The sequence below is a fragment of the Herbaspirillum sp. 3R11 genome, assembly GCF_004563925.1.
Lineage (GTDB): Bacteria > Pseudomonadota > Gammaproteobacteria > Burkholderiales > Burkholderiaceae_D > Herbaspirillum.
In genome coordinates, this window is the sequence record NZ_SPNJ01000001.1 from 17921 (window position 1) to 39036 (window position 21116).

20 protein-coding genes, 1 tRNA gene, 1 other RNA gene and 1 riboswitch are annotated in these 21116 nt (G+C 60.6%); of the genes, 9 read left to right on the forward strand and 13 right to left on the reverse strand.

Going from position 1 to position 21116, the window contains the following annotated elements; genetic code table 11:
- Window positions 1-70: 70 nt before the first annotated feature.
- The 4 genes from E4P32_RS00130 (at window position 71) to E4P32_RS00145 (ending at window position 5143) form a co-directional block, all read left to right on the forward strand.
- The gene (locus E4P32_RS00130) at window positions 71-985 is read left to right on the forward strand and encodes a LysR family transcriptional regulator (protein WP_116433809.1); all 915 of its coding nucleotides are present in this window, start codon (window positions 71-73) and stop codon (window positions 983-985) included.
- 147 nt (window positions 986-1132) lie between these two features.
- On the forward strand, window positions 1133-2005 hold the full coding sequence (locus tag E4P32_RS00135) for an NAD(P)-dependent oxidoreductase (protein WP_116433808.1): 873 nt from the start codon (window positions 1133-1135) through the stop codon (window positions 2003-2005).
- A gap of 26 nt (window positions 2006-2031) precedes the next feature.
- Window positions 2032-3543: an aldehyde dehydrogenase family protein gene (locus tag E4P32_RS00140; protein WP_116433807.1), complete on the forward strand. Its 1512-nt coding sequence runs from the start codon at window positions 2032-2034 to the stop codon at window positions 3541-3543.
- A gap of 265 nt (window positions 3544-3808) precedes the next feature.
- The gene (locus tag E4P32_RS00145) at window positions 3809-5143 is read left to right on the forward strand and encodes a DUF3100 domain-containing protein (protein ID WP_167735741.1); all 1335 of its coding nucleotides are present in this window, start codon (window positions 3809-3811) and stop codon (window positions 5141-5143) included.
- An 86-nt stretch (window positions 5144-5229) separates the two neighbouring features.
- Here the strand turns inward: E4P32_RS00145 and E4P32_RS00150 are convergent, their stop codons facing one another.
- Together E4P32_RS00150 and E4P32_RS00155 are read right to left on the reverse strand one after the other, a co-directional pair.
- Complete coding sequence (locus E4P32_RS00150) at window positions 5230-5604, reverse strand: DUF423 domain-containing protein (protein ID WP_116433805.1); 375 nt, start codon at window positions 5602-5604, stop codon at window positions 5230-5232.
- Between the two features lie 77 nt (window positions 5605-5681).
- Window positions 5682-6719, reverse strand: a complete 1038-nt coding sequence (locus E4P32_RS00155) for a ChuX/HutX family heme-like substrate-binding protein (protein ID WP_116433804.1) — start codon at window positions 6717-6719, stop codon at window positions 5682-5684.
- Window positions 6720-7510: 791 nt separating this feature from the next.
- Between E4P32_RS00155 and E4P32_RS00160 the strand changes: the two genes are divergently transcribed.
- The 3 genes from E4P32_RS00160 to E4P32_RS00170 all read left to right on the forward strand — a co-directional run bounded on the left by E4P32_RS00160 (window position 7511) and on the right by E4P32_RS00170 (window position 10859).
- Window positions 7511-8404: a phytanoyl-CoA dioxygenase family protein gene (locus E4P32_RS00160; RefSeq protein ID WP_116433802.1), complete on the forward strand. Its 894-nt coding sequence runs from the start codon at window positions 7511-7513 to the stop codon at window positions 8402-8404.
- 14 nt (window positions 8405-8418) lie between these two features.
- Entirely contained in the window at window positions 8419-9297 is an 879-nt protein-coding gene (locus tag E4P32_RS00165) for a TIM barrel protein (RefSeq protein WP_116433801.1), read from the forward strand.
- Between the two features lie 173 nt (window positions 9298-9470).
- Window positions 9471-10859, forward strand: a complete 1389-nt coding sequence (locus tag E4P32_RS00170; RefSeq protein ID WP_116433800.1) for an MFS transporter — start codon at window positions 9471-9473, stop codon at window positions 10857-10859.
- Between the two features lie 29 nt (window positions 10860-10888).
- Here E4P32_RS00170 and E4P32_RS00175 read toward each other — a convergent pair whose 3' ends face one another.
- The 10 genes from E4P32_RS00175 to E4P32_RS00220 form a co-directional block, all read right to left on the reverse strand.
- Window positions 10889-11920, reverse strand: a complete 1032-nt coding sequence (locus E4P32_RS00175) for a LacI family DNA-binding transcriptional regulator (RefSeq protein ID WP_116433799.1) — start codon at window positions 11918-11920, stop codon at window positions 10889-10891.
- Between the two features lie 289 nt (window positions 11921-12209).
- Window positions 12210-12285, reverse strand: a tRNA-Lys gene (locus E4P32_RS00180).
- A 54-nt stretch (window positions 12286-12339) separates the two neighbouring features.
- Complete coding sequence (gene ybgF, locus E4P32_RS00185; protein ID WP_116433798.1) at window positions 12340-13110, reverse strand: tol-pal system protein YbgF; 771 nt, start codon at window positions 13108-13110, stop codon at window positions 12340-12342.
- Window positions 13111-13115: 5 nt separating this feature from the next.
- Window positions 13116-13646, reverse strand: coding sequence for a peptidoglycan-associated lipoprotein Pal (gene pal, locus E4P32_RS00190; RefSeq protein WP_116433797.1), 531 nt, complete (start codon window positions 13644-13646; stop codon window positions 13116-13118).
- Between the two features lie 39 nt (window positions 13647-13685).
- A complete protein-coding gene (tolB, locus tag E4P32_RS00195) occupies window positions 13686-14996 on the reverse strand; it encodes a Tol-Pal system beta propeller repeat protein TolB (protein WP_233526595.1) in 1311 nt (436 codons plus the stop codon).
- Window positions 14996-15922, reverse strand: coding sequence for a cell envelope integrity protein TolA (gene tolA / locus E4P32_RS00200; protein ID WP_116433796.1), 927 nt, complete (start codon window positions 15920-15922; stop codon window positions 14996-14998). Before tolA ends, tolB begins: the two co-directional genes overlap by 1 nt.
- 1 nt (window position 15923) lies before the next feature.
- Window positions 15924-16352, reverse strand: coding sequence for a biopolymer transporter ExbD (locus E4P32_RS00205; protein ID WP_116433795.1), 429 nt, complete (start codon window positions 16350-16352; stop codon window positions 15924-15926).
- Window positions 16352-17053, reverse strand: a complete 702-nt coding sequence (gene tolQ, locus E4P32_RS00210) for a protein TolQ (protein ID WP_116433794.1) — start codon at window positions 17051-17053, stop codon at window positions 16352-16354. The genes E4P32_RS00205 and tolQ overlap by 1 nt, the downstream gene beginning before the upstream one ends.
- Window positions 17054-17201: 148 nt before the next feature.
- On the reverse strand, window positions 17202-17675 hold the full coding sequence (gene ybgC, locus E4P32_RS00215) for a tol-pal system-associated acyl-CoA thioesterase (RefSeq protein WP_116433793.1): 474 nt from the start codon (window positions 17673-17675) through the stop codon (window positions 17202-17204).
- A gap of 12 nt (window positions 17676-17687) precedes the next feature.
- Window positions 17688-18440 carry an SDR family oxidoreductase gene (locus tag E4P32_RS00220; protein WP_116433792.1) on the reverse strand — a complete coding sequence of 251 codons (753 nt, stop codon included), beginning with the start codon at window positions 18438-18440 and terminating at the stop codon, window positions 17688-17690.
- 167 nt (window positions 18441-18607) lie between these two features.
- Window positions 18608-18711: riboswitch (ZMP/ZTP riboswitch) on the forward strand.
- Window positions 18712-18880: 169 nt separating this feature from the next.
- Here E4P32_RS00220 and glyA point away from each other — a divergent pair.
- Both glyA and nrdR read left to right on the forward strand, forming a co-directional pair.
- Window positions 18881-20128: a serine hydroxymethyltransferase gene (gene glyA / locus E4P32_RS00225; protein ID WP_116433791.1), complete on the forward strand. Its 1248-nt coding sequence runs from the start codon at window positions 18881-18883 to the stop codon at window positions 20126-20128.
- A gap of 129 nt (window positions 20129-20257) precedes the next feature.
- Window positions 20258-20740: a transcriptional regulator NrdR gene (nrdR, locus tag E4P32_RS00230; protein WP_053200704.1), complete on the forward strand. Its 483-nt coding sequence runs from the start codon at window positions 20258-20260 to the stop codon at window positions 20738-20740.
- Window positions 20741-20859: 119 nt separating this feature from the next.
- Here the strand turns inward: nrdR and ssrS are convergent.
- Window positions 20860-21037, reverse strand: a non-coding RNA gene (gene ssrS, locus E4P32_RS00235) — 6S RNA.
- Between the last annotated feature and the right edge of the window lie 79 nt (window positions 21038-21116).

Genomic DNA, 21116 nt, shown 5'->3' on the forward strand with positions numbered 1-21116 from the left:
TATTGAGATCATTTCCCGGATTCTGTTCTAATTGAGGCAACTCAAAAAACAGAACAGGCAGGGAAGGGCGATGAAAAAACTCAGCGAGCAGCGGCTCGTCTATTTCTTTGAAGCGGTCCAGTGCGGCAGCGTACGCGCGGCAGCCGACAAGCTCGACATCGCGCCCTCGGCGGTGAGTCGCCAGATCACGCTGCTCGAACAGGAGATTGCCATCCCGGTGATGGAGCGCCATCGCCGCGGCGTCGTGCCGACCGAAGCGGGCCAGTTGCTGATCGACTACTACCGCGAGCAGGGCGCGCACCAGGCCGACCTGTTGTCCAAACTGCAAGGCCTGCGCGGACTCAAGCGCGGGCATGTCAGCATCGTCATCGGCGAAGGTTTCGTGAGCGATTTCATGAGCCGGCCGATGACGTATTTCTGCGAACGCCATCCGCAGATTTCAGTCTCGCTCGACCTCGCCGGCACCAACGACGTGCTGCGCATGGTGGCCGAAGACATCGCCGAAATCGGCCTGGTCTACAATCCGCCGGCCGATCCCAAGATCGTCTCGCGCTCGGTGCAGCGGCAGCCGATGATGGCGGTGGTCAGCGCCAACTCGCCGCTGCGCAACAGCAAATCCTGCACCTTGCAGGAGCTCAGCGAATATCCGGTCGGGCTGATGCACACGTCCTACGGTACGCGGCAATTGCTGGCGCTGGCCGAATACGCCGCCAAGATCAAGCTCAATCCCACACTCACCACCAACTCCATCAACGTGCTCAAGCACTTCGTCAGATCCGAGCTGGGTGTGACGCTGCTGCCGCGCTTTGCGGTATCGACCGAACTGGCGGCGGGGGAGCTGTTTGCGATTCCGCTGGAGGACGATGTGCTGGCGGTAGCCGAGGTGCACCTGGTCACGCGCGTCGGCCGCAAGCTGTCGGTGGCCGCCAATCGCTTCGTGTCGTACTCGAGTTCGCTGATGCAGGCGTTCCAGGTCACCAGCTGAACGACGTTCTGCAATTCGTCCTGCTACACATTCTGTGTTCTCATAAATAGAACAATATTGGCTTTTCGATGTAATTGACGCTCATTCCCGCTGCTTGCACACTGGACCCGTCTGATTTGACCTACGACTTATCCAGTGAGGAGCGGCATGAAACATATCGGTGTGGCAGGCTTGGGCAACATGGGGCGCGGCATGGCGCTGTCGTTGCAGCGCGGCGGCTTTACGGTGTCCGGCTACGATCCGGCGCCTGCGGCGGTGGAAAGCATCGCCCGTGAAGGCGTGCAGACATTTGCGTCCGTGGCGGCGCTGGCGGCGGAAGTCGACGTGCTGATCCTGTCGCTGCCGACGTCGGACGTGGTCGAGGCCGTGGTGTTCGGCACCGACGGCGTGCTTGCCGGCGCCAAAGCCGGTTTGCTGGTGGTCGACACCACCACGGCGGACCCCAACAGTACGCGCAAGGTCGCCGCAGCGCTGGCGGAAAAGGGCGTGCGCTTCATCGATGCGCCGGTCAGCGGCGGTCCCAAGGGCGCCATCACCGGCACCATGACCATGGTGCTGGGCGGTGCGGCGGAAGACGTCGCGGCGGTCACGCCGGTGCTGGAAGCGATGAGCGCCAAGCGCGTGCATGTCGGCCCGGTCGGCGCGGGCCACGTCACCAAACTGCTCAACAACCTGATGTGCGGCGCGCACCTGATCGTCGCCGGCGAAGCGGCGCGCATCGCCGCCGCCGCCGGCCTCGATGCGCAACAAATTTTCGAAGGCATCAATGCCGGCTCGGGCCGCAGCGGCATCACGCAAGTCAACTATCCCACCTGGATTTTCAACGACGCCTTCGACTCCGGATTCACGATGAAGCTCATGCGCAAGGACCTGCGCCTGGCCATGGGTTTGCTGAGCGAGCTCGGCACCTCGGCGCCGCTGTCGGGCGAAGTCGGTCGTCTGTGGGCCGCGAGTGCGGACGCAGCTGGCACCGCCGATAGCGAGGATTTCAACCGCATCGTGCAGTTCATCGAAAAGTAAATTACCTACCGGATCAGGAGCCTTACATGCAATCGAGTGAAGCAGAACAATTGTTGGCGGCGTTTGCCCCGTTCTTCCCGGACGCCGGCTTTGTCGGCTCGTACGTCGGCGGCAAGCTGGTGCAGGGCGATGGCGCGGCCGTGGTGCTGCAGAATCCGGCCACCGGCGCCGACAGCCTGAGCTATCGCGACGCCGGTGCTGCAGTCGTGCAGCTGGCCGCCGACGCCGCGCTGGCGGCGCAGGCTGAATGGTGGAAGCTGACGCACGCCGCGCGCGGCCGCATCGTGTTCGCCGTCGGCCAGAAAATCCGCGACAACACCGAAGCGCTGGCGCAGCTGGAGTCGCTCAGCGCCGGCAAGCCGATCCGCGATTGCCGCGGCGAAGTCGGCAAGGTCGCCGAGATGTTCGAGTACTACGCGGGCTGGACCGACAAATTTTATGGCGACGTGATTCCGGTGCCGAGTTCGCATCTGAATTACACACGCCGCGAGCCGGTCGGCGCGGTGCTGCAGATCACGCCGTGGAACGCGCCGATCTTCACCTGTGGCTGGCAGGTCGCGCCGGCGATCGCCATGGGCAACGCGGTGTTGCTCAAGCCATCCGAACTGACGCCGTTCACCTCGCTGGCGGTGGCTGCGCTGGCTGAACAGGCCGGCGTGCCGAAGGGGCTGATCAACGTGCTGGCCGGTCAAGGCCACACGGTCGGCCAGGCCGCCATCGATCATCGCGTCGTCAAGAAAGTGGTGTTCGTCGGCTCGCCGCAAACCGGCAAGAAGATCGCCGAAGCCGCTGCGCGCCGCTTGCTGCCATGCGTGCTGGAGCTGGGCGGCAAGTCGGCCAACATCGTCTTTGCAGACGCTGACCTCAAGCGCGCCTGCCTCGGTGCGCAGGCGGCGATCTTTTCTTCAGCCGGACAAAGTTGTGTGGCCGGTTCGCGCTTGCTGGTGCAGCGTTCCGTCTATGACGAATTCGTCGCCATGCTGGCCAGCGGTGCGAGCAGGATCAAGGTCGGACAGCCGCTCGATGCGCAGACCGAAGTCGGGCCGATTTCCAATCGCAAGCAATACGAACACGTGCGCGGCATGATCGCCGAAGGCGTGCGCAACGGTGCGCGGCTGGCGACGGCGGAGCAGGATTTTTCAGCACCTGGATTCTTTGTGCGGCCGACCGTATTGGCCGACGTCAGCAACGACATGGCGGTGGCGCAGCAGGAAATCTTCGGACCGGTGGTGGTGGCGATTCCGTTCGACACCGAAGAAGACGCGGTGCGCATTGCCAACGACAGCGACTTCGGCCTGGCCGGCGCGGTCTGGACCAATGATGTGGCGCGTGCGCATCGCGTGGCGGCCAATATCAACGCCGGCACCTTCTGGATCAACGGCTACAAGACCATCAACGTGACCTCGCCGTTCGGCGGCTATGGACAGAGCGGCTACGGCCGTTCCAGCGGCGTCGAGGCCTTGTATGAATACACGCAGACCAAGAGCGTGTGGGTCGAGACGGCGAAGGAACCGGCAGCGACCTTCGGCTACGTATGACGCGAACCGGTTGACGCGAACCGGTTGACACGAATCGGATGACACGAATCGGATGACTGCGCTGTTCCCGTCGAATGAGAACGTTGTCATTTTCATTGCAGCGAGGAGCAGGGCAGGGCATGATTGACGCCGGACAACGAAGGCGATCAAGAAACACGTCGAAACGCCGTCATCAATCGTTGCAACAAGAATAGCTGTATCAGGGAGGGCCGCGCACAATGCGGCTTTTGAACAGTCTTCGCACACAATATCCGGAGGGAACAATATGCAAGCATCCGCCACAACACCACCCACAACACCCGCCATCCAGCCAGGACTGCAGACATGGAAGCTCTATGTCTACGCGGTGCTGATCCTGGTCGTGGCCGAACTGATAGGTTCGGTGGCGTTCAAGATGGGACCGGGCAAAGTCGTGCTCCTGCCGATGGTCTGGGCGCTCATCATGGGCGCCGTGATCGGCAGCCTGCAATCGAAAATGGGACCGCTGGCGCTGACCCAGCCGCTGCAATTCCGCGCTGCAGCCATCCTGCAGCCGGCGCTGCTGCTGTTCGTCGCCAAGCTCGGCCTGATGGTCGGCAGTTCGCTGCCGAAGATCATCGGCGCCGGCTGGGCGTTGGTGTTCCAGGAGTTCGGCCACTTTGTCGGCACCATCGTGATCGGCTTGCCGCTGGCGCTGCTGCTGGGCATCAAGCGTGAAGCCATCGGCGCGACGTTCTCGGTCGGCCGCGAACCGAGCCTGGCGATCATCGGCGAACGCTACGGCATGAACTCGCCGGAGGGACGTGGCGTGCTGGCCGAGTACATCACCGGCACGCTGTTCGGTGCGGTCTTCATCGCGATCTTCGCGGGCTTCATCACCAGCCTCAACATCTTCCATCCAGTCGCACTGGCGATGGGCGCGGGTGTCGGTTCGGGCAGCATGATGGCAGCCGCAGCGGGCGCCATCGCGGCGCAGCAGACACCGGAGATGGCCAAGGACGTGGCGACCTTCGCCGCGGCCAGCAACCTGATCACGACCACCATCGGCACCTACTTCACGCTGTTCATTTCGCTGCCGCTGGCGGTGTGGGGCTATCGCGTGCTGGAACCGATCATCGGCCGCACCACGTCGTCCTCGAGCACCGCCGCCGACGACAAGCTGCATGAGCAGACCCATACCGAAGTAGCTGACCTGAACCTGGCCGGCCGCATCGCCGCCTGGGTGTTCGCCGGCGTGCTGACCATCATCGCCAACTGGATCGCCTACAAGGTCGCGCCGCTGGAATCGGTGGGCTGTATCGTGATCATGATCGGCGCCGTGCTGGTGGGCGACCTGCTGTGCAACCTGACCGGCAGAAAGATTCCGGCAGTCTGCTGGGTGACGCTGGTGGCGATGTTCCTGACTTCGCCGGCCTGCCCATGGGCGGATGCGATCGTCGCAATCACCGGCAAGATCAACTTCCTCGCCGTGATTACGCCGATGCTGACATTCGCGGGTCTGTCGATCGCCAAGGATATTCCGGCGTTCCGCAAGCTCGGCTGGCGCATCGTGCTGGTGTCGTTCGCGGCCAATGCGGGCACCTTCATCGGCGCCACACTGATCGCGGAGTTCTTCCACTGATCTGCATGCAAAGTTGTGCGTAAAAATGAAAAGGCCGGTAATTCACATTACCGGCCTTTTTTGTTTTTGCCTGTTCGCGGCGAGGATTATTGCGCCTTGTAAGCCGCCCACGCCACCAGCAGCCAGCCGGCCAGGAATGCCAGGCCGCCGATCGGGGTGATCGCTCCGAGGAAGCGCACGCCGCTCAATGCCAGCACGTACAGACTGCCGCTGAAGATCACGATGCCGATGAACATCGCGCTGCCGGCCCAGCCGAGGATGGCGGGACCGAACTTGGGAATCAGCAGCGCCACCGCGAACATGCCCAGCGCATGCACCATCTGGTAGATCACGGCGGTTTGCCAGATTGCCAGCATGTCGGCGTCGAGGATCTGCTTGAGGCCGTGTGCACCGAACGCGCCGGCGCCGACCGCGATGAACATGTTGAGACCTGCCAGGATGACGAGAAGACGTTCGCTCATGTGTGATTCCCCAAAAAGTAAGATGCTTATTTTAATTCTTGTACCCGCCGGCCATCATTGGTGACGGCGCGGCCGCCTCAGACGCCGAAAATCGGCATCAGCCGCATGATGGCTTCGCGCCATTCGCGCGGCTCGGGCTGGCCGTTGGACTTCTTGCTCAGGAAGCTGGCGATGTGCGTGCCCTGGCGGTTGAACAATTCCAGCGAGGTGATGATGCCGTCGGTGGTCGGCTTCTTGGCGACCCAGACCGAATCGATGTGGTCTTCGCGCAGTTGCATGCGGAAACCTGAATTCGTGATCTTCAGGCGCGAGTCCTTGACACGGATGTTCTTGATCTTGCCGTAGTAAGCCTGGACGATGCCGGCGTTGCCGACCTGCGCCATGATGGAGGTGCCGAATTCGGTCATGCGCTGCAGGATCACGCGCGCCGAATCGTTGGCGACCTGGTAGGCGAAGGCCTTGCCGGCCAGGCGCAGCTTGCGCAGCCGCTGCTGGTCGAAGGCTTCCTGGCGTTGGACGAAATCGTCGTGGTTGTGGGTGTGCGCCCAGTCCGCGCGCAAGGCGTCGACATCGATCTGGCGCAGGCTGTCGTCTTCGCTTTCGGCGTCGCTGTGGAGCGGATGGACCAGGTGCGGCGCGAGCTGCTCGGCGGCGGCATGGTCGCTGACCAATTGCCGGAACGATGCGATGTCGCCGTCTTCACCGAGCACGATCTTGTGCATCATGTTGCCGTAGCGGTCGAAGAATTGCAGGCTGTGCTGCTTGGCGCCGCCGCTGCCATTGCTGTCGCTGCTGTCCTTGCCGCAGTTGCAAGCGTCATGTTCTTCAAGCGCGTAGCCGTGTTCCCACTGCGGGTAGAAAATCCGCAGGTGCATGGCTTCGGCCGGCGCCAGTTCGATTTCATTGTTGACGTAGAGGGTGCCGCTGACGTTGTCTTTCTCAAGCAGGGCGGAGGAGTTGCGGGTGACTTCAGTGAGGTTGCCGAGTGCGGCGAGACGCTGCATCAGGGGCGCGAAATCTCCGTGCAGGCGCGTCGCGCTGGGCTGCAGCGCAATGCGTTGTACATCGGTCAGGTTGGGGAGTTGCTGATCGTCGAGGGGGCGCAGACGCATCATGATCTTTTCCTTCGGTGTTCGGTACGGCTTCATTTCCGGCGGCCGGTGCGAATGGGTTGGCAGCCTTGGCGGTGTTCTCCGTGGCGTGCTCCGCATTCTTGATTCCGACCCAAGTGGGGGCGGGTTGCAGATATCCAAGAGACAAGGAGATATCGGGGCCGCCGAGGGCATCGCATCAGAAGGAAAATCGCGTGCTTTGTGGGCACCCGACCTCGAAATCCTACAAATGAGAATAATTCTCATCTATTGTCGTGCACGCATCATGAAATAGCAAGCCCGGTTAAACACTTTTACAGAAAGTTGATGACGCTAGGGCCTGTTAGCAATCAATTTTCGAATGCGAACGCGCGGCAGGCGACGCCTGCAGCCGTTCCCGAAGGGTTGCTGCCAGAAAGCGCATCTCGTAAATTGATTGTTAACAGGCCCTGGGCTGTCAGAAAAGTGTTGAAAGTGTGTCTGACTGTAAATCTGGTGGCGACCGATGCTGCGTCGCGATAACCTGAATTCGTCTCCTCCAGTTCCTCCCTCTTGAATTGGATTCAGCCCCCGGCCTGTGAAGGCCAGGGGCTTTTTTTTGTTCTGTTCCCCGTCTTCCGGCGCGCTTGGGTAACGGCGCATTCCGTTCCAGCGCTGCTGCTGTGCGCCATCGAAGTTCAGCCGTTTTTCCAGATTTCAGGTTGACACGGGATTTTGGCGGACCTAATATGTTCGCGCGAACATTGATTTTGCAACACATCCGGAAAACGGCGCGTTTGCTTGCCGCAGTCATTCCAACATCAAGGAGAGTCCTCATGCTGACCCCTGCGCAGATCGAACAGTATCGAACCGACGGCTTGCTGGTCGTGCCCGGTTTATTGGATGTTTTCACGCTGCAGCGGATGAAGGAGGCGCTCGCTCAATGGCTGGAGCAATCGCGCGCCGTCGACACCCACACTCAGGTGTTCGATCTGGAAAACGGCCATAGCGCCGCCGATCCGCGCCTGCGCCGCATCAAGCAGCCGCACAAGCATCACCCTGTGTTTGAGGAGTTCATCCGTTCGCAGCCGGTGGTGGCGGTGCTGCGCGATTTGCTGGGGCAGGGCTTGCGATTGCAGAGCTCCAAGCTCAACCTGAAATCACCGCGCTTCGGTTCGCCGGTGGAATGGCATCAGGACTGGGCTTTCTATCCGCACACCAATGACGACATCCTGGCGGTGGGCGTGATGCTCGACGACACCTCGCTGGAAAACGGCGCGATGCTGGTGGTGCCCGGCTCGCATACCGGCCCGACCTACGACCACCATGCCGACGGCCGATTCTGCGGCGCCATCGATCCGGCCACGCCGGGGCTCAATCTCGACCGGGCGGTGCCGGTGACGGGCAAGGCAGGATCGGTGTCGTTCCACCACGTGCGCGCGGTGCACGGTTCGGCGCAGAACCGCTCGACCATGTCGCGCAATTTCCTGCTGTATGAAGTGTGTGCGGCGGATGCCTTCCCGTTGCTGGGCGTGGCGGATTTCGATGAATTCAATTCGCGGCTGCTCAGCGGCGCGCCGACCATCGTGCCGCGCTTCCGCGACGTGCCGGTGCGCATGCCGTTGCCGCCCGCCTTGAACCAGGGTTCGATTTATGAGAACCAGGCCTCCAGTGGCAAACGCTTCTTCGACATTGCCGACGATGCGGCGGTGCAAGCCGTCTCCACCTGAGCCGGCGGTACATCATGCAACAGTTACGCGTCTATCAATCCCTGTGGGCCATGGAGCGCCGCCGTCCCGACGGCCACGAATGGACCCTGGAGCAGAAGCTCGCCATGATCCGCGACGCCGGTTTTGACGGCGCCGGCGTGCGTTTCTTCGATCGCGACTATGCGCGCGAAGTCACCGCCTTCCTGCGCGAACACGGCATGAGCTGGCAGGCGCAGTGCTATCCGCGCAGCGTTGACGAGCTCAAGCCGATCATCGAACACGTGCAGGAATTCGGCGCCGACCACATCAACCTGCAGGCCGACGTGCGCCCCTATACGCTGGATGAGTGCATTCCCTATATCGAAGGATGGCGACGCCTGGCCGATGATGCCGGCATCGCATTGCACATCGAGACGCATCGCGACCGCATGACCACCGACCTGTTCTTCACGTTGCAGTTGCTGGACCGGTTTCCGGATCTGCGACTCACCGCCGACTTGTCGCACTACGTGGTGGGTCGCGAATTCGCCTGGCCGATTTCGGATGAGAACCACGCGCTGATGCACCGGATCATCGACAACGCCTGGGGCTTCCACGGCCGCGTCGCGAGCCGCGAGCAGATCCAGCTGCAACTGGCGTTTCCGCAGCATCAGCAATGGCTGGCGCTGTTCATGCAGTGGTGGGAATACGGATTCCGCAGCTGGCGTCGCCGTGCGCCGGCCGACGGGGTGCTGACGTTCCTGTGCGAACTCGGCCCGCCGGAATACGCCATGACCGGCGCCGACGGCTATGAGTTGTCGGACCGCTGGCAGGAAGCCGGCGTCATGAAGGACAGTGTGCGTGCGCTGTGGCAGGCCTGCGCAGACGATGCAGGAGCGGGGAAAGACAAGGAACAGGAACGCGCAGCCGCATGATTTCAGGGTTTCACATTTTCAGATCAACCAGCAAGGCCAAGGAGAAGTATCGCTTCCATCAATGAGCACACGGCGTCCCGCCGGTCGTAGATCGAGATAACACGACACGTCCCCATGCTTTACCATGAGCATGGGACCGGCAAGGGCGCCGATATCCACAGGAGACAGACAGCATGAATACAATCGCCAGCAGCCCGCGCGCGGACCACGCCCTCGGGTCCGTTTCAGAGCACCAGACTGAACGCGACGCCAGCAATGCCGCAGACCGCGAGAGGGTCGGACTTGAGCGCCAGCGCGTCATCGCGCTGCGTTCTTCGGTGGTCGGCACCGCGCTCGAATGGTATGACTTCTTCCTCTACGGCACCGCTGCGGCGATTGTCTTCAACGTGCTGTTCTTTACCAAGCTCGATCCGATGATCGGCACGCTGGCGGCCTTCGGTTCCTACGCGCTGGGGTTTGTGGTGCGCCCGCTGGGCGGCTTCGTGTTCGGTCATATCGGCGATCGCATCGGGCGCAAGAATGTGCTGGTGGTCACTTTGCTGATGATGGGGCTAAGCACGACGCTGATCGGCTTCCTGCCGACCTATGCAAGCATCGGCATCGCCGCACCCATCCTGCTGACGCTGTTGCGGCTGGTCCAAGGCTTCGCCGCCGGGGCGGAATTCGGCGGCGCGGTCACCATGTCGGCCGAATATGCGCCGGTCAACAAGCGCGGCTATTACGCCAGCTGGCCGGGTGTCGGTGTGGCGCTGGGCGTGGTGCTGTCGGCCGGCATCTTCACGCTGGTGCGGCAGATGCCGGAAGCCGATTTCATGGACTACGGCTGGCGCATTCCCTTCATCCTGAGCAGCATCGGCCTGGCCGTCGGGATGTATATTCGCCTGTACGTGCTGGAGTCGCCCGCGTTTGAAAAAATCAAGTCGAAGAAGGCCGTGCTGAAGTCGCCGATCTCGGCGGTGTGGAAACATCATCGTCGCCATCTGTTCATCGCCATCGGCGCACGCTTTTCCGAGAATACCGCCGGCTATATTTTCCAGGTGTGGGCGTTGTCTTACCTGACCGCGCAACTGAAAGTCGACGCCAGCATCGGCCTGATCGCAGTGCTGATCGGCGCCGGCCTGGGTGCCTTGCTTAATCCGTTCTGGGGCATGCTGTCGGATCGCATCGGCCGCAAGCCGGTGTACATCCTCGGCATCGTGGTCATGATCCTGGGCTCGTGGCCGTTCTTCATGATGCTGGAGACGCGCGAGACGCCGATGATCATCGCCGGCTTCGTGATGATGATCGTGTTCGGCCTTTATCCGATGTTCTCGGTGCAGGCGGCGTTCTTCGCCGAGCTGTTCCCGCCGAGCGTGCGCATGAGCGGCATCTGCATGGCGCGTGAATTGTCGTCGGTGATCACGGGCGGCATGGCCCCGGTCATCGCGACAGGCTTGCTGGCGTATTACGGCGGCAGCTATTACCCGATCATCGGTTATCTGGTGTTCATGGGCGGCATTGCGTTGATCGCGCTGCTGATGGCGCCGGAGACACGCGGCGTGATCTACGAAGAGGACGCCTGAAAGCGAAGGAGGGCGGGCAGCGTCTGCGTTCAGGCGCTGCCGCGGCGCACGATGGAGAAGCCGAGATCGCTGACCGTGTCGGCCTCGGCGTCTTTGCCGCCCAGTCTTGCCAGCAACATCCGCGCTGCGGTCTCGCCGATGCGATGGCTGCTGACGTGTACGGTGGTGAGCGGCGGATTGATTTCCGAAGCGATGTCGAGATTGGCGAAGCCGGCGATGGCGATGTCCTGCGGAATGCGCACCTTGCGCCGATCGCACTCCAACACTGCACCGGCGGCAATGACGTCGTTGCTGAAGAAGGCGGCGTCCACATCGCGATGCTGCTCCAGCAGCGTCACCATGGCTTCGCGGCCGCCTTGCAGGAATGATCCCGGCGACGCCGTGATGCGTATCGGCGCACGCAGGCGATGCCGCTGGAGCGCGGCGCTGAGGCCGGCCAGGCGCGCCACGCCACGCGGATCTTCACCGCCGACGAAGGCGATGCGACGATAACCTTGTTCGACCAGATAATCGCCCATGGCCGCGCCGGCGTCGTAGTTGGAGAAGCCGGCCAGCATGTCGATCGGCTCGGGCGTCAGGTCCCAGGTTTCCACTACCGGAATGCCGGCGGTCTTGAGTCGTTGCAGCGTCGCAGGGGTGTGCTGCACGCCGGTCAGCACCAAGCCGTCGACGCGGCGGCCGATGAAGGCTTCAACCAATCTGGTTTCGATGTCTTCGGAATAATCGCTCTGGCCCAACAGCAGCTGGTAGCCGTGCGCCATCAGATACTCCGACATGCCGCGCACGGTTTCCGCAAAGATGGAGTGGCCGATGGTCGGCACCACGGCTGCGACGATGCGCGTACGCCGCGAGGCCAGTCCGCCCGCCAGCAGATTGGGAATGTAGCCCATGCGGGTGATCTCGGCCTGCACTTTTTCGCGCGTGGCCGGCGCCACCTTGTCGGGTGAGTTGATCACGCGCGACACGGTGATGTGCGACACGCCGGCGACGCGCGCGACATCTTCCTTGGTGACGGCGCGCGCCGGACCGCCGTCTTCTTGCGATGTAATTCTTTTTGCCATGCGGGATCAGAGTGACGGGTTGTCGCCGGAGAAAGCTTCCCGGCGGTGCCTATTCTGACATTAAAAATGTGGTTTGCGATGCTGACTTGTCCACATGGCAAGCATGCAACACCTCCTCCGGAGAAGAGGTGATTGTTGATTGTTCGAGGAGGAGCTTTGCGCAGAGGGAGTCGCGATATGAATGTATCCCGGCATCCATCGAGGACATTGCATGTGCCGCCGGAAACGAAAAAGGGCTCCAATTGCTTGGAACCCTTTTGCTTGCTGCTTATTTTTACTGCTGAATTTCTGGTAGGCCGTGCGGGATTCGAACCTGCGACCAACGGATTAAAAGTCCGCTGCTCTACCAGCTGAGCTAACGACCCGAAAGACCGCTATTATATGCAAAATCGATCAATCGTGTCAAACCCGCTGGCAAACTATTTCAACGTCGCCAGTTTTTCCTTGCCGGTCTGCGCCGCCGGACTTTCCGGATACTTCGCAATCAGCGCATCCCAGGCCTTCTTCGCCGCCGCCTTGTCCTTGAGCTCCACGTAAGAACTGCCGATGTTGAGCATCGCGTCCGCTACCTTGGGGCTGTCCGGATAATTCTTCACCACGACTTGCTGAGCGGCGATCGCTCCCTTGTAGTCGCGTTGCGCGTACAGAGAGTTGCCGACCCAGTATTGCGCCGACGGCGCGTAACCGGATTGCGGATAACGTTTCAGGAAGTCATTGAAGGCTGCGCCGGCGCCCTTGTAGTCGCCGCCCTTGAACATGTTCAGGGCCGCGTCATAGGTCTTTTGCTCATTCAGATCGACGCTGGATTCCTTGCCGTCGATCGTGACTTTTTGCGGTTCCAGCTTGCGCACGCGCGCGTCCAGATCGACGTAGAAGTCTTTCTGGCGTTGCTGCGTGTTGGCGAGTTCATTGCTGAGGACTTCGACCTGGCCGCGCAAACGGGCGATTTCCTGACGCAATTGGTCGTTTTGATCGGACAGACTCAGCGCGCTGCTCTTGTCCGATTTGTTGGCGACATCTTTTTGCAGGGCATCAATCTTGTTGCGGATATCGAGGATGGCCTTGCGCGCTTCTTCATCGTCAAACAAGCCTGCGTGCGCCGTTGCCGGCAACACGGAAAGGCTTGCGACAGCGGCCATCATGGCCGCTGCGGAAAACGACTTGAGCGCAGTCTTCAGGGAAGTGCGCATAAGTCTTATTGGTAAGCGATGTCGGAACGACGGTTTTCAGCCCATGCTGCTTCGTCGCTGCCCAGGGCCTTCGGCTTTTCCTTGCCGAACGACACTGCTTCAACTTGCGCATCGGACACGCCCAGCAGGACCAGCGCCTTGCGGACTGCTTCTGCACGCTTCTGACCCAGCGCCAGGTTGTACTCGGTGCCGCCGCGATCATCGGTGTTGCCCTGGATGATGACCTTGCGATCCTTGTGCGAATTCAGGTACTTGGCATGCGCTTCGACGACCGAACGGAACTCGTCCTTGACGGTGTAGCTGTCATAGTCGAAATAGATGCTGCGCTTGGAGAGGATGCCTTGTGGATCATTCAGCGGATCGGCGGAGCCGGCGTTGACGGTGTTGACAGCGCGTGGATCTGCGCCGCTGTTGGTGGCGCCTGTACCTGCACGGTTTTCAACCGGGGCGTTCTTGTCGTCCAGTTTGGTGGACGAGCATGCCGCCAGCAGCATGGCTGCCGAAAGAACGATTGCAAAAGAACTGAATGTACGCATGTGAAACTCCTTGTGTCGTGAATGAATGTGAATAATTGTTTATTTCATGAACGGCCCCCAGGTTGGCTCCCTGACATCGCCGACCTGAGTTGTTAAGCGCTGTTTGATCCGGCCATCCGTGGAAACGATGGCCAATGACCCGCGACGACCTGATTCCGTCGCGTACATGATGTATTTGCCGTTTGGCGAGAAGCTGGGCGACTCATCTTTGACGGTGTCGGACAGGCGTTGTTCCTGACCGTTGGTCAAATCCAGCGCGTAAAGCTGGAATTTGCCTTCGCGGCGTGAAATAAACGCCAAAGTCTTGCCGTCCGGGGAAATCCGCGGGCTGATGTTGTAGCTGCCGCCGAAGGTCACGCGCTGGGCTTCGCCGCCGTTCGGGCTGACCTTGTAGATCTGCGGGCCGCCGCTGCGGTCGCTGGTGAAGTAGACGTAATTGCCATCCGGCGAGAAGCGTGGCTCGGTGTCGATGCCAGCGGTATTGGTCAGGCGGCGCAGGCCGCTGCCGTCGGCGTTGATCACATAGACCTGGGTCAGACCGTCGCGGGTGAGCGCCACGGCGAGGCGCTGGCCGTCAGGGGCCCAGGCCGGGGCCGAGTTGCTGCCCTTGAAGTTGGCCACCAGCGTGCGCTGGCGCGTCACCAGGTTCTGGATGTAGATGACCGGCTTCTTGGCTTCGAAGGAAACGTAGGCGACCTTGCCGCCGTCCGGCGACCAGGACGGCGAAATGATCGGTTCGTTGGAGCGCAGCGCGACTTGTACGCCTTCGCCGTCGGCGTCAGCCACTTCCAGGCGGTATTCCTTGCCGGAACGTGTCACATAGGCAATGCGGGTCGAGAAAATGCCGGGGATGCCGGTCAGCTTTTCATAGATGTCGTCGGCGATCTTGTGCGCGGTGAGACGGATCAGTTGCGGCTGGCTGCCGAACGACAGCGCCGACAATTGCGCCGCCTTGATGGTGTCGAACAGGCGATAGCGCACATCGAAGCGGCCGTCGGCCAGGCGCTGCACGCTGCCTACGGCGAGTGCATTGGCGCCGCGGTTCTTCCAGTCGCCATAGTTGATGGCGGAGGCGTCGGACAGCGAGTCGCTGTTGTCGATCAGCTTGAAGACGCCGCTGCGCGCGAGGTCGGCCTTGACGATGGAAGTGATCTGCTGCGGACCGCCTTCTTCGCCCGGGAAAGCGGCGATGGCGACCGGGATCTGGCTGGCGCCGACGCCAGAAATTTCAAAGCGCAATTCTGCATGCGCAGCGGACGCGGCGGCGATGCCCATGACGGTCAGGGCAATGCCGGTCAGGCGGAGAAAATGATGCGGTGACTTCAGTGCTGTGCGCGAGTTTCTGATCATCAGTTCTGATCCTTCGGGTAGTGTTTAAAGGTAAAGCTGTTCGGCACCTTGCCGTCCTTGTCGGGAGGGAACGGTTGCGATTTGTTGATCGCCTGCTGGACTGCTTCGTCAAAGCCCGGAATGCCGGATGACTTGTTCTTGCGGATGCCGCGCACCGTGCCGTCAGGCAGCAGTTCGACAGTGTATTCTACCGCCGGGTTTGCGCTCAATTCGCCGGGCATGTCGAAGATCGTGTTGGAGCGGATCTTCGCACCCAGCTTGTTGCCGTAGTCGGCTGCGCCGCGCGGGCCCTGGGACTGCGCCGCCGTACCGGTGCCGCCGCCGGCGCTGGTGGCCTGACCCATCATGCGCTTCAAGTCATCCTGACGGCGCTGATCGGCAGCCTTGTTGTCAGCGGCTTGCTGCTTCTGTTTCTTCTCTGCGGCGAGCTTGTCGGCTTCAGATTTCTTCTTGGCCTCGGCGTCGTCTTTCTCTTTCGCCAGCTTCTTGTCGGCGTCGATCTTGTCCTGCTTTTCTTTCTTCAGGCGATCGGCTTTTTCACGCTCGAGCTTGGCTTCTTTTTCCTTCTCGTCGCGTTCCTTCTTTTCGGCTTCCTTGCGCTTCTTTTCCTTCTCTTTTTCGAGCGCGATGTCAGGCTTGACCACGGGCGGTTCTTCCACCTTCGGTGGCGGCGGCTTGACGGGTTCCGGTACGGGTTGCGGGACCGGAGTGGGCTTCGGCGGCTCCGGCTCGGGCGCCGGTTGCGGCAACGGCGCCGCTTCCTTGATGTTCGGATCCCAGATTTCCGCTTCGACGGTCAGCGGCGTTTCGCTCTGCCAGCTGATGCCGAACCAGAGGAAAGCCAGCAAGGCCATGTGGACCACCACCGCCAGGGCGATGGCGCGCCAGCGGCCCGGTTGTCTCGGTACTTGGTAAGGAGTGCTCATATTACTTCGTTGCCAGTCCCACGCGTGCGATGCCCAGCTTCTTGGCGGCTGCAATAACCTGCACGACTTCGTCGTACTTGATTTCCTTGTCGGCGGAAATCATCACCGGCATGTCCGGGCTTTCCGTGTGCAGCGCCTGCAGCTTTTGCGTCAGGTCGGGACGACCGGAGGCGGTTTGTGTTTCACCGCGCTTGGGACCGTTGACCTTGATGGTGGCCTTGGCGTCGGGTTTCAGCGCGATCTCGATGTATTCGCTCGGCGGCACGGTCGACTTGCCGGCAGTCGGCAGGTTGATGACGCTCGGGTCGTTCACCGGTGCCGCCACCATGAAGATGATCAGCAGCACCAGCATCACGTCGATGTACGGCACGACGTTGATTTCCGATTTGAACTTGCGGGGACGTCCCCCGCGCATGGATGAGCCTGCCATCAGCGTGCCTGACGTTGCAAGATGTTGGAGAATTCTTCGATGAAGCTTTCGAAGCGGATCGCCAAGCGGTCGATGTCATGCGCAAAGCGGTTGTAGGCAATCACCGCAGGGATCGCAGCGAACAGGCCGATGGCGGTGGCGATCAGCGCTTCGGCGATGCCCGGTGCGACCGCTGCCAGCGTTGCCTGTTGCACGTTGGCAAGGCCGCGGAAGGCGTTCATGATGCCCCACACCGTGCCGAACAGGCCGACGTAAGGGGACACCGAGCCGACCGTCGCCAGGAAGGCCAGGTGCGATTCCAGTGCATCCATTTCACGTTGATACGCAGCGCGCATGGCGCGGCGGGCGCCGTCCAGTACGCCGGTCGAATCGATCGCCGCGCCTTTGCCGACTTGCGCCTTGGCCTTGTTGAATTCACCCATGCCGGCCTGGAAGATGCGTTCCAGCGCGCCGCCGTGGCCGCCGCCCTTGCGGCGGTTGGAAAGCGTGTCCTGGTACAGCGCGATCAGATTGCCGCCGGACCAGAAGGAACGCTCGAATTCTTCGGTCTGCGCGCGTGCGCTGCGGATCGTGAACATCTTGCGGAAGATGTAAGTCCAGCTGAAAACGGAGGCCAGCAACAGCAGCAGCATGACGAACTGCACGATGACGGAGGCGTTGGTGATCAGGGCAAAGAAGGATAGATCTTGAGTGACGTTCATGGAGGCGTGTGGGGTCGAGGTTCAATACGGGATTCGGTTTGGCGCGGTCTGGCGTTCGGTCGAGAGGCTCAATTGTACGTGCAAAAATTTTCTGTCCGGTCGCGGCAGGTGTAAAGATGCCGCTGCGGTCGTGCGTGGCGATGATGAATTATAAATTTCCCTTGAGGCGGGCCAGCATTTCTTCCGGAATGGCCTGGGGCCGGAAGTTGGCGGCATTGACGCAGGCAATTTTGATTTGGCCGCGCGCCAGCAATGTTTGTTCTGTTCCCTGAAGGCGCCAGGCCTCTTGTACAAAAGACATGGACGCGTTGCGGAACTGTTCGACCACGACGGTCAGTTTCAGTTCATCGTCAAGCCGCGCGGGCGCAAAGTAGTCCACCGCAGTGCTCTTGACCACAAAGATCAGACCGCTCGATTCGACCAGTGCTTGCTGGGAAAAGCCCAGCGCGCGCAGCCATTCGGTGCGCGCGCGCTCAAAGAACTTGAGGTAATTGGCGTAAAACACGACGCCGCCGGTGTCGGTGTCTTCATAGTAGACCCGGACCGGCCACGAAAAAGCGTCGTTGCTCTGGTTGCTGCCGACGCTGTTGCTGCTATTGTTTTTATTGGTTGAATCGGACATTGAGGAGCGTTTTTATTGGGTGCGTTTGATGTTCAACGGACCGAAACCTTGGCAAGTCGGCATCAGTTCGATGTAGTTGATGTTGACGTGCGCCGGCAGCGTGGCGACCCAGAACGCGGCTTCGGCGATATCGACTGCGGTCAGCGGCGTGGTGCCTTCGTAGACCTTGGCGGCGGCGCCGTCGTTGCCCTTGAAGCGTACGTTGGAGAACTCGGTGCCGCCGCACAGGCCGGGCGCCAGGTTGGTGGCGCGTACGCCGGTGCCGACCAGATCAGCGCGCAGGTTCAGCGTGAACTGGTCGACGAAGGCCTTGGTGGCGCCGTAAACATTGCCGCCCGGATACGGATACGCGCCGGCGATCGAGCCGAGGTTGATGATGGTGCCGGTGCCGCGCTTGACCATGTTCGGCAGAATGAAATGGGTGACCGTGACCAGACCCTTGACGTTGGTGTCGATCATGGTTTCCCAGTCTTCCAGCGCGACCTGGTGGGCGGGCTCCAGGCCCAGCGCCAGACCGGCGTTGTTGATCAGCACGTCGATGTCCTGCCAGCCTTGCGGCAGCGAGGCGAGGGCGCTCTTGATCGAATTCTTGTCGGTGACGTCAAGCACCAGCGGCAGCACCTTGTCTGCGCCGAATTCGCCGGCCAGTGCATCGAGGCGGTCCTTGCGGCGGCCAGTAGCGATGATCTTGTGACCATTTTGGACGAACTTGCGCGCCATTTCGGCGCCGAAACCGGCTGTTGCACCTGTAATCAAAACGATCATCTGTAGTTCTCCCTGTTGGCGTAGGACAATGCAAACAATGTCTGTTTGCGTCAATAACCCGAAATTGTAGCCCAAAGCGCCGCTGCGCGAGATGCAACGCTTTCCTGACCCTGTCTGGAGGCAAATCTTGCCGAATTCAAAGGCATCCCTTACAATGCGCAGACCATTTCGTCTCACGTGACTGGCGAAAAACCGGGACCTTGTTCCGGCTCAAGATGGGTATCCATCGGGAAGCGTGAGATTTCATTAGCCGTGCGCCTGGGCAGCCCTGAATGGAAAGAACGATTGAGGCTGCCTGCAATTCCCTTATTCACCCTGGCCCTCATTCGATTTGGAAGTCTTCAAGTCGGCATTGCCTATTGTGTTTTGGCGTTACCAGGCGTTTTTTAGGCGCTACCGGCTGATGTGCTTCAGGCGCACCCTTATCCATTGGAGAAATCATGTTTGCAAAGAATCACACCATCGCGAATGTCGACCCGGAACTGTGGTCCGTCATCCAGAAGGAAAACGTCCGTCAGCAAGAACATATCGAGCTGATCGCTTCCGAAAACTACACCTCGCCTGCAGTCATGGAAGCGCAAGGCACGCAACTGACCAACAAGTACGCCGAAGGCTATCCCGGCAAGCGTTACTACGGCGGCTGTGAGTTCGTCGACATGGCCGAGCAACTGGCCATCGATCGTCTCAAGAAGCTGTTCGGCGCCGAAGCCGCCAACGTACAACCGAACTCCGGTTCGCAAGCCAACCAGGGCGTGTTCTTCGCCATGCTCAAGCCGGGCGACACCATCATGGGCATGTCGCTGGCTGAAGGCGGTCACCTCACGCACGGCATGGCATTGAACATGTCCGGCAAGTGGTTCAACGTGGTGTCCTACGGCCTGAACGACAAGGAAGAAATCGACTACGAAGCCATGGAAGCACTGGCGCGCGAAAAGAAACCGAAGCTGATCATCGCCGGCGCCTCCGCTTACGCGCTGCGCATCGACTTCGAACGTTTCGCCAAGATCGCCAAGGAAGTCGGCGCTTACTTCATGGTCGACATGGCGCACTACGCCGGTCTGATCGCTGCAGGCGTTTATCCTAACCCTGTGCCGCACGCCGACTTCGTCACCTCGACTACACACAAGTCGCTGCGCGGTCCACGCGGCGGCATCATCCTGATGAAGGCCGAGCACGAAAAGGCCATCAACTCCGCGATCTTCCCAGGCATCCAGGGCGGTCCGCTGATGCACGTCATCGCCGGCAAGGCCGTGGCATTCAAGGAAGCGCTGTCGCCTGAGTTCAAGGAGTATCAACAGCAAGTCGTGAAGAACGCCGATGTGTTGGCCAAGACGCTGATCAAGCGCGGTCTGCGCATCGTCTCCGGTCGTACCGAATCGCACGTGATGCTGGTGGATCTGCGTCCGAAGAATCTGACCGGCAAGGAAGCCGAAGCGATTCTGGGTTCGGCCCACATGACCTGCAACAAGAACGGCATTCCTAACGATCCTGAGAAGCCATTTGTGACTTCCGGTATTCGCCTGGGCAGCCCGGCGATGACTACACGCGGTTTCAAGGAAGCGGAAGCGGAAAAGGTCGCCAACCTGATCGCCGACGTGCTGGACAATCCACATGACGCCGCCACCATCGAACGCGTGAAGGTCGAAGTCAAGAAGTTGACTGATGCCTTCCCGGTCTATGCAGCGTAATCGGCAAGCACGGCAATAAAGTAGTTGTTTGATCTTGCGGCCTTCGCTGTTGCGGAGGCCGCAGGCGCAGTAAGATGGTCTCCGGTATTTAACCTGTAGTCTGCTCCGATTTGCCTCGATCTTGCCTCTATGAAATGTCCCTTCTGCAATCATGACGACACGCCGGTGTTGGACACGCGCCTCTCGGAAGAGGGCGACGCGATCCGCCGCCGCCGCCGTTGCGCCAATTGCGACAAACGTTTCACGACTTACGAGCGCATCGAGCTGACCATGCCGGTCATCGTCAAGAAGAACGGCAGCCGCAGCGAATTCGATCCTTCCAAATTGCGCGCCAGCCTGATGCTGGCCTTGCGCAAGCGTCCGGTGTCGGCCGAAGCGGTCGATGCGGCGATCCAGAGCATCCAGGAAAAGCTGTTGTCCAGCGGCGCCCGCGAAGTGGTGTCAGGGCAGGTCGGCGAACTGGTGATGCGTGAATTGAAGCGCCTGGACAAGATCGCGTACATCCGTTTCGCATCGGTCTACAAGAGCTTTGAAGACGTCACCGAATTCCAGGACGCCATCGCCGAAGTCGGCCAGGAACGCAAGGCCGCAGCGAAGAAGCGCAACGACTGACGTCAGCCATTGACGTCCCGGCATGCACCTTGTCGTGCATGCCATCCTCCCTGATTCACATTTCCCATTCCGCGCAGGCATAAAAAAAGCGACTGTATTTCTACAGTCGCTTTAGTAATTCAGTCCCGCCTGTGCCGCTATGCTGGCATCCTGAACCAAGCGGTTCAAGTTGGCTGCAGTTAGTTTAATTTCGGGTTCATCGGACTAGCGACGCTCACGCCCACCAAACAAAATCCCACAGCCTGTGCACATAAATGGTTCAAGGAATATAAGCATTCGCGAACACGGCAGGAGACTTAAGTCTACTCTATTCGGGATTCTTGTCAAAGGCTTTGCGTAAAAATCCCGAGGTATTTTCACTCTGCGACATGTGTAA

Coding starts and splice junctions, on each gene's coding strand:
- E4P32_RS00130 (WP_116433809.1), top strand. CDS start 71: ATGAAAAAACTCAGCGAGCAGCGGCTCGTCTATTTCTTTGAAGCGGTC.
- E4P32_RS00135 (WP_116433808.1), top strand. CDS start 1,133: ATGAAACATATCGGTGTGGCAGGCTTGGGCAACATGGGGCGCGGCATG.
- E4P32_RS00140 (WP_116433807.1), top strand. CDS start 2,032: ATGCAATCGAGTGAAGCAGAACAATTGTTGGCGGCGTTTGCCCCGTTC.
- E4P32_RS00145 (WP_167735741.1), top strand. CDS start 3,809: ATGCAAGCATCCGCCACAACACCACCCACAACACCCGCCATCCAGCCA.
- E4P32_RS00150 (WP_116433805.1), bottom strand. CDS start 5,604: ATGAGCGAACGTCTTCTCGTCATCCTGGCAGGTCTCAACATGTTCATC.
- E4P32_RS00155 (WP_116433804.1), bottom strand. CDS start 6,719: ATGATGCGTCTGCGCCCCCTCGACGATCAGCAACTCCCCAACCTGACC.
- E4P32_RS00160 (WP_116433802.1), top strand. CDS start 7,511: ATGCTGACCCCTGCGCAGATCGAACAGTATCGAACCGACGGCTTGCTG.
- E4P32_RS00165 (WP_116433801.1), top strand. CDS start 8,419: ATGCAACAGTTACGCGTCTATCAATCCCTGTGGGCCATGGAGCGCCGC.
- E4P32_RS00170 (WP_116433800.1), top strand. CDS start 9,471: ATGAATACAATCGCCAGCAGCCCGCGCGCGGACCACGCCCTCGGGTCC.
- E4P32_RS00175 (WP_116433799.1), bottom strand. CDS start 11,920: ATGGCAAAAAGAATTACATCGCAAGAAGACGGCGGTCCGGCGCGCGCC.
- ybgF (WP_116433798.1), bottom strand. CDS start 13,110: ATGCGCACTTCCCTGAAGACTGCGCTCAAGTCGTTTTCCGCAGCGGCC.
- pal (WP_116433797.1), bottom strand. CDS start 13,646: ATGCGTACATTCAGTTCTTTTGCAATCGTTCTTTCGGCAGCCATGCTG.
- tolB (WP_233526595.1), bottom strand. CDS start 14,996: ATGATCAGAAACTCGCGCACAGCACTGAAGTCACCGCATCATTTTCTC.
- tolA (WP_116433796.1), bottom strand. CDS start 15,922: ATGAGCACTCCTTACCAAGTACCGAGACAACCGGGCCGCTGGCGCGCC.
- E4P32_RS00205 (WP_116433795.1), bottom strand. CDS start 16,352: ATGGCAGGCTCATCCATGCGCGGGGGACGTCCCCGCAAGTTCAAATCG.
- tolQ (WP_116433794.1), bottom strand. CDS start 17,053: ATGAACGTCACTCAAGATCTATCCTTCTTTGCCCTGATCACCAACGCC.
- ybgC (WP_116433793.1), bottom strand. CDS start 17,675: ATGTCCGATTCAACCAATAAAAACAATAGCAGCAACAGCGTCGGCAGC.
- E4P32_RS00220 (WP_116433792.1), bottom strand. CDS start 18,440: ATGATCGTTTTGATTACAGGTGCAACAGCCGGTTTCGGCGCCGAAATG.
- glyA (WP_116433791.1), top strand. CDS start 18,881: ATGTTTGCAAAGAATCACACCATCGCGAATGTCGACCCGGAACTGTGG.
- nrdR (WP_053200704.1), top strand. CDS start 20,258: ATGAAATGTCCCTTCTGCAATCATGACGACACGCCGGTGTTGGACACG.